The 6,000-nt window shown below is 69.4% G+C and carries 6 protein-coding genes; 5 read left to right on the top strand and 1 reads right to left on the bottom strand.

All coding sequences use genetic code 11. From position 1 onward, the window contains the following. Positions 1-105: 105 nt before the first annotated feature. On the bottom strand, positions 106-1,206 hold the full coding sequence (locus tag ACFU6I_RS28505) for an amidohydrolase family protein (RefSeq protein WP_384371835.1): 1,101 nt from the start codon (positions 1,204-1,206) through the stop codon (positions 106-108). 103 nt (positions 1,207-1,309) lie between these two features. On the opposite strand from ACFU6I_RS28505, the gene ACFU6I_RS28510 reads away from it, so the two are divergent. The 5 genes from ACFU6I_RS28510 (at position 1,310) to thpD (ending at position 5,965) form a co-directional block, all read left to right on the top strand. Then, on the top strand, positions 1,310-2,416 hold the full coding sequence (locus tag ACFU6I_RS28510) for a pyridoxal-phosphate-dependent aminotransferase family protein (RefSeq protein WP_384371845.1): 1,107 nt from the start codon (positions 1,310-1,312) through the stop codon (positions 2,414-2,416). Positions 2,417-2,835: 419 nt separating this feature from the next. Further along, positions 2,836-3,300, top strand: a complete 465-nt coding sequence (gene ectA, locus ACFU6I_RS28515; protein WP_384371847.1) for a diaminobutyrate acetyltransferase — start codon at positions 2,836-2,838, stop codon at positions 3,298-3,300. 55 nt (positions 3,301-3,355) lie between these two features. Then, positions 3,356-4,624: a diaminobutyrate--2-oxoglutarate transaminase gene (ectB, locus tag ACFU6I_RS28520; RefSeq protein ID WP_384371837.1), complete on the top strand. Its 1,269-nt coding sequence runs from the start codon at positions 3,356-3,358 to the stop codon at positions 4,622-4,624. Positions 4,625-4,669: 45 nt separating this feature from the next. Continuing rightward, complete coding sequence (locus tag ACFU6I_RS28525) at positions 4,670-5,068, top strand: ectoine synthase (protein WP_037691652.1); 399 nt, start codon at positions 4,670-4,672, stop codon at positions 5,066-5,068. 3 nt (positions 5,069-5,071) lie between these two features. Then, entirely contained in the window at positions 5,072-5,965 is an 894-nt protein-coding gene (thpD, locus tag ACFU6I_RS28530; RefSeq protein ID WP_384371839.1) for an ectoine hydroxylase, read from the top strand. The last annotated feature ends 35 nt before the right edge of the window (positions 5,966-6,000 follow it).

Below are 6,000 nucleotides of genomic sequence, written 5' to 3' on the forward strand. Positions count from 1 at the left end.
GCGTGTGCGAGGAGCCGGCCGACCGCGCCGGGGTGTGTGCCGAGGTGCTTCAACGAACGCGAGCCCCATTCGGTCACTGACTGTCAACGCGGCACCGCGGCGGCGTCAGCCGATCACACGGCCGTTCAGCACCACATGGCGCGGCGCCGCCAGCACCCGTACATCCGCTCGCGGGTCCTCCTCGTACACCACCAGATCCGCCGGGGCGCCCTCCTCAAGACCCGGCCGCCCGAGCCAGGCGCGCGCACCCCAGGCAGTCGCCGAGAGCGCCTCGCGGGGCGGGATGCCCGCCGTGACCAGTTCGGCGACCTCCGCCGCCACCAGACCATGGGCCAGCGAACCGCCCGCGTCGGTGCCGACGTAGACCGGCACGCCCGCGTCGTACGCCGCGCGCACGGTGTCGTAGCGACGCTCGTACAGCTGCCGCATATGCGCCGACCAGCGAGGGAACTTGGCCTCGCCGCCGGCCGCGAGGTCCGGGAACGTGGCGATGTTGACCAGCGTCGGGACGATCGCGACACCGCGCTCGGCGAAGAGCGGGATGGTGTCCTCGGTCAGGCCCGTCGCATGCTCGATGCAGTCGATCCCGGCCTCGACGAGATCAGTGAGAGCGGCCTCGGCGAAGCAGTGCGCGGTGACCCGGGCGCCGAGCCGGTGCGCCTCGGCGATGGCCGCCTCGACCTCGCCGCGCGGCCAGCAGGCGGTCAGGTCACCGGCGTCCCGGTCGATCCAGTCGCCGACCAGCTTGACCCAGCCGTCGCCGCGCCGCGCCTCCTGTGCGACGTATGCGACGAGGTCGCCCGGCTCGATCTCATGGGCGTAGTTCCGGATGTACCGGCGGGTCCTGGCGATATGGCGTCCGGCCCGGACGATCTTGGGAAGGTCCTCGCGGTCATCGATCCACCGGGTGTCGGAGGGCGATCCGGCATCCCTGATGAGCAGCGTGCCGGCCTCCCGGTCGGTGAGCGCCTGCTTCTCGCTCGTGGCGGCGTCGACCGGGCCGTGGTGATCGAGCCCCACGTGACAGTGGGCGTCCACGAGGCCCGGCAGCACCCAGCCGGTGACGGTCTGCGCCGCGTCCGCGCCGGGCGGCCGCTCGTACGAGATCCGCCCGTCGACGGCCCACAGCTCGTCCCGTACGTCGTCGGGACCGACGAGTACCCGCCCCTTCACATGCAGCACGGGCTGCACCGTGTGATCACTCATGGCAGCACTGTACGAGGCTGCCGATGACGGCCTCGGTACTCTCGACGGAAGCGCTGTTCGTACGCCGAACCGCAGGCCGACCCGATCCGAAGAGAGCACCACCGTGACGCACCCCTTCCTCGACCTCGCCCCGCTCACCGCCGCGCACTTCGCCGCCATCGAACGCCGGGTGGCCGGGCTCCTCGCCACCGAGCAGGACGTCGTCATCATGCAGGGCGAGGCGCTGCTTCCGCTCGAAGGCTGCATCCGGGGCGGCGCCCGGCCCGGTTCGACCGCACTGAACGTGGTCACGGGGCCGTACGGGCAGACCTTCGGGAACTGGCTGCGCGACTGCGGTGCCAATGTCATCGACCTGTCGGTGCCGTTCCACACGGCGGTCACCGCCGACCAGGTCGCGCAGGCGCTCGCCGCGCACCCGGAGATCGACTTCGTCTCGCTGGTCCACGCGGAGGCGGCGACCGGCAACACCAACCCGGTCGCGGAGATCGGTGAGGTCGTCCGGGCTCACGGGGCGCTGTTCATGCTGGACGCCGTCGCCTCGGTGGGCGCCGAGCCGCTGCTGCCGGACCTGTGGGGCGTCGACCTGTGCGTGATCGGCGCACAGAAGGCGATGGGCGGCCCGGCCGGGGTGTCGGCGGTGTCGGTGAGCGGGCGCGCCTGGGAACGGATCGCCGCCAACCCCGAGGCCCCCCGCCACTCGTACCTCTCGCTCCTGGACTGGAAGGAGCGCTGGATCGACGGCGGCCGCAAGGCGCTCCTGCACGCCCCCGCACAGCTGGAGATGCTGGCGCTGGAGGCGTGCGTGGAGCGGATCGAGGCGGAGGGGCTGGAGCCTCTGATGGCCCGGCACGCGGCGGCCGCCGCGGCGACGCGGGCGGGCGCGGTGGCGCTCAGCGGCGGACTGGCGCCGTACGTGCACGAGGCGCGGGACGCGGCGCCGGTCGCCACGACGCTGCGCGCCCCGGCGGGGATCGACGCCGCCGGGCTGGTCGCCAAGGCACTTGCGGCCGACCCGTCGCTGCCGCTGATCGCGGGCGGCGGGGCACTGTCCAAGGAGATGATCCGGGTCAATCACTACGGTGTGGACGCGACGCGGGGCGCGGTGCAGTCCTCGCTCGCGGCTCTGGGGGCGGCGCTGGCCGACGAGGGCCGGCCGGTCGACTTCGAAGCTGCCCGCAGGGCCGTTACGGAAACCTGGCCGAGCGAATAAATTCAGAAGGGTCAGCCATCCGGGATCCGGCGGCGGCCCGTCACGAATTCATCAATGCGGGGAGCTGTTAATTCAGAACAGCTCCCCGCATTCTTTTGCCCGCTTTCCCGGACCCTAAACCCGGAAGTTTCGAAAGCACTGATCGACACAATTCGACCACGCCTCCGGAGAGTTACGACTCTGTGACCGACTCCACATCCGGGGAAGATTTGCCGGATAAATGACGGACATACCGGCAGGAATATTCACCGCCTCGCGCCGGGGCACGCGCCCGCGTGATAACACACGGGCCAGTTCCACCCAACCCTCTGCGTCGATGCAATTTCAGAATTTGCTGGGTAAATTCAATTCGCATGACCGCCGCACCAGCAGATTTTGCACGTGCCCGAAGCGAATTCCTCACCATCGACACCCCGCGAGTGGAGGACGGAGCCGCGATCTGGCGTATCGCCCGTGACTCCGAGGTCCTGGACCTCAACTCCTCGTACAGCTATCTGCTGTGGTGCCGTGACTTCGCCGCGACCTCCGTGGTCGCCCGCGACGAGACCGGCGAACCGGTCGCCTTCGTGACGGGATACATCCGGCCCGACCGCCCCGAGACGCTCGTCGTCTGGCAGGTGGCCGTCGACCACGGCCACCGCGGGACCGGGCTGGCCGCCAAACTGCTGGACTCGCTGACCGCGCGGGTCGCCGCAGTGCAGGGCCTGGCCTCCGTCGAGACCACCGTCACCCCGGACAACACCGCGTCCGACCGGCTGTTCACCTCCTACGCACTCCGCCATGACGTGGCTCTGGAGCGCGAAGTGCTGTTCGACGGCGGGCTGTTCCCCGAGGGAACGCACCTGCCGGAAGTGCTCTACCGCATCGGTCCGTTCCACGCCTGAGCGCGGCGAAGACCGCAGCGCCGCCCTCCCACCCCCCTCAAGCAGGAGATCCCCTGTGACCATCACCCCGCCCGCCCTGAGCGTCTTCGAGACCCTGGAGTCGGAGGTGCGGAGCTACTGCCGCGGCTGGCCCGCCGTGTTCGACCGTGCACAGGGCTCCCGGCTGACCGACGAGGACGGCCACACGTACCTCGACTTCTTCGCCGGTGCCGGATCCCTCAACTACGGCCACAACAACCCGGTGCTGAAGCGTGCGTTGATCGACTACATCGAGCGCGACGGCATCACCCACGGCCTCGACATGGCGACCACCGCGAAACGCTCCTTCCTGGAGACCTTCCAGAACGTGGTGCTGCGCCCTCGCGACCTTCCGTACAAGGTGATGTTCCCAGGCCCCACGGGCACCAACGCGGTCGAGGCCGCGCTGAAGCTGGCCCGCAAGGTGAAGGAACGCGAGTCGGTCGTCTCGTTCACCAACGCCTTCCACGGCATGTCGCTCGGCTCGCTCGCCGTCACCGGCAACGCCTTCAAGCGGGCCGGGGCCGGTATCCCGCTGGTGCATGGCACGCCGATGCCGTTCGACAACTATCTCGACGGCCAAGTCCCGGACTTCCTCTGGTTCGAGCGGCTCCTCGAGGACCAGGGGTCGGGTCTCAACCAGCCCGCCGCCGTGATCGTCGAGACGGTGCAGGGCGAGGGCGGCATCAATGTGGCGCGGCCCGAGTGGCTGCGGTCGCTGGCCGATCTGTGCCGCCGCCGCGACATGCTGCTGATCGTCGACGACATCCAGATGGGCTGCGGCCGTACGGGCGCGTTCTTCTCGTTCGAGGAGGCCGGCATCACGCCGGACATCGTCACCCTGTCGAAGTCCATCAGTGGTTACGGACTGCCCATGTCGCTCTGCCTGTTCCGCCCGGAGCTGGACATCTGGGGACCGGGCGAGCACAACGGCACCTTCCGCGGCAACAATCCCGCGTTCGTCACCGCCGCCGCCGCTCTCGACGCCTACTGGGCGGACGGCCAGATGGAGAAGCAGACCCTGGCCCGCGGCGAACAGATCGAGCAGGCACTGCTGGCGATCTGCGACGAACACGCCCCGCTCGGCGCCCGGTTCCGCGGCCGCGGCCTGGTCTGGGGGCTGGAGTTCACCGACGCTTCGCGCGCCGCCGCGGTCTGCGCCCGCGCCTTCGAACTGGGGCTGCTCGTGGAGACCTCCGGTCCGCAGAGCGAGGTCGTGAAGCTGCTGCCGGCCCTGACCGTCACCCCCGAGGAACTGGACGAAGGCCTGCGCACGCTGGCCCGCAGCGTCCGCGAAACCGCCTGACACCCCGGCGCGCAGAGACACCGAAGAGAAAGGCACCGACTCACCGTGATCGTCCGATCGTTCAGTGACATCGAGAACACCGACCGGCATGTGAAGGCCGCCTCCGGCACCTGGGAGAGCAAGCGCATCGTGCTCGCCAAGGAGAAGGTGGGCTTCTCGCTCCACGAAACCGTGCTGTACGCCGGCACGGAGACGTCGATGTGGTACGCGAACCACATCGAGGCCGTGTTGTGCACCGAGGGCGAGGCCGAGCTCACCAACGACGAGACCGGCGAGAAGCACTGGATCTCCCCCGGCACGATGTATCTGTTGAACGGGCACGAGCACCACACGCTGCGCCCGAAGACCGACTTCCGCTGCGTCTGCGTCTTCAACCCTCCCGTCACCGGACGGGAGGACCACGACGAGAACGGCGTCTATCCCCTGCTGACCGAGGAGGGCTGAACGATGACCACCGATGTACGCGCCGACCTCTACCCCACCCGGGGTTCCGCCGAGCTGATCACGCCCCGCCAGGACCCGGTCATCTGGTCGGCGCCCGGCACCCCGGGCCCGGTCGCCGTGAAGGACCTGCAGGGCTTCGAGCGTGACGGCTTCCTCACCGTCGACGAGCTGATCACACCCGCCGAGGTCGACGGCTACCGGGCCGAGCTCGACCGACTGATCGCCGATCCCGCGGTCCGGGCCGACGAACGCTCGATCATCGAGCCGACGTCGCAGGACATCCGCTCGGTCTTCGAGGTCCACCGGATCAGCGAGGTCTTCGCCCGGCTGGTCAGCGACGAGCGGGTGGTGGGCCGGGCCCGCCAGATCCTCGGCTCGGACGTGTACGTCCACCAGTCGCGGATCAACGTCAAGCCGGGCTTCGGCGCTTCGGGGTTCTACTGGCACTCGGACTTCGAGACCTGGCACGCCGAGGACGGTCTGCCGCACATGCGGGCGGTGTCCGTGTCGATCGCGCTGACCGAGAACCACGACACCAACGGCGGGCTGATGATCATGCCCGGTTCGCACAAGTCGTTCCTCGGGTGCGCGGGCAGGACACCGAAGGACAACTACAAGAAGTCTCTGAGGATGCAGGACGCCGGCACCCCGTCCGACCAGGCGCTGACCAGGATGGCCGATCGGCACGGCATCCGGCTCTTCACGGGTCCGGCCGGTTCGGCGACCTGGTTCGACTGCAACTGCATGCACGGCTCGGGGGACAACATCACCCCGTACCCGCGCAGCAATGTCTTCATCGTCTTCAACAGTGTGGAGAACGCCGCCGAGGAACCGTTCGCGGCGCCGGCCAGGCGCCCGGAGTTCATCGGGTCACGGGACTTCTCGCCGGTGGGATGAGGCGATTGTGCCGGTGGGCGGGGACGGCCCGGGCC

This window comes from Streptomyces sp. NPDC057486, from assembly GCF_042802415.1.
Classification (GTDB): domain Bacteria; phylum Actinomycetota; class Actinomycetes; order Streptomycetales; family Streptomycetaceae; genus Streptomyces; species Streptomyces yanii.